The sequence below is a fragment of the Kitasatospora sp. NPDC057512 genome (assembly GCF_042802135.1).
Classification (GTDB): Bacteria; Actinomycetota; Actinomycetes; order Streptomycetales; family Streptomycetaceae; genus Kitasatospora.
Map to the genome: position 1 here is coordinate 1 of NZ_JBHVET010001270.1, position 1,166 is coordinate 1,166.

The following is a 1,166-nucleotide window of genomic DNA, read 5'->3' on the forward strand; positions in this document are numbered from 1 at the left end:
GTCCTCGCCTCCATCGGCTACGGCTTCGACGGCGCTCCCAGCGGTGACGCCGCCGCCGACTTCACCCAGGACAAGGCCCACGGCCTGCTCGGCGCCGTCGCCGCCCTGGCGAAGAAGAACCCGAAGCTGAAGGTCGGACTCGACGTCGGCGGCTGGGAGTTGAGCGAGGCCTTCCACCACATCGCCAAGGAGGCGAAGTCCCGGGAGGCGTTCGCCGACTCCCTCGCCCGGATCTTCCAGGCCTTCCCCATGTTCACCGCCCTCCACCTCGACTGGCAGTACCCGGGCGCCGCGGGCAACCCCGCCAACGCCTACGGCCCCGAGGATCCGGAGAACTTCGCCCAGCTCATCCGCGCGGTCAAGCAGAAGCTTCCGAACGCCACCATCGCCGTCAGCGCCCCCGCGGCCGTCCACAAGATCAAGGACATGAACATCCCGCTGCTCGTCGCCGCCGGCGCGCAGCGCATCAACCTGCTGGCCTTCGACCTCTTCGGCACCCCGTGGGCCGCCGGCCTCGGGCACCACGCCCCGCTGCGCCACGACGCCCGCGCCGACGCCCCGTACAGTGCGGACGCCGCGGTGACGCACCTGGTCGAGGAACTGAAGGTTGCCCCGGGCGTCATCCACCTCGCCTACGCCACCCACACCCGCAACGCCCAGCGGGCGACGGTCAGTGCGATCTCGCCGCTGCGGGGCGCCTACGAGCCGAACTACGACGGCACGACGGTCGGCTCGTTCGAGTCGGGCAAGAGCGAGCAGGCGGACGTCCTGCGCAACTACCTCGACCTGGAGGGCGGCAAGGGCCGCAACGGCTTCACCCTGTACACCGACACCCGCGCCGACGCCGACTTCCTCTACAGCGAGCAGAGCAGCGTGTTCATCTCCCTGGACACCCCGCGCAGCGTGAGGGCCAAGGCCGAGTACGCCCGCGCCAACAAGCTCGGCGGCCTGTACGCCTACCGGGCCGACGGCGACACCGGCCTGCTCGCCAACGCCGCCCGCGAAGGCCTCGGCCACACGGTGACCGCCACGGTCGTCGACATGAAGCCCCTCTACGTCACCGGGCGTAGCTGACCCACGCACCGCCCGCCCAGGAGTGGGCACTTCACACAACGAGAGGGCCTTTATTAAAAAATCTGCCGGGCCCTCTTGTCTTTACTTTGTAT

At 69.5% G+C, this 1,166-nt stretch carries 1 protein-coding gene; it reads left to right on the forward strand.

Translation table 11 applies throughout. The features are described from left to right. On the forward strand, positions 1 to 1,074 hold a 1,074-nt coding region (locus ACFU6K_RS39410; protein WP_380671544.1), incomplete at its 5' end, for a glycosyl hydrolase family 18 protein. Between the last annotated feature and the right edge of the window lie 92 nt (positions 1,075 to 1,166).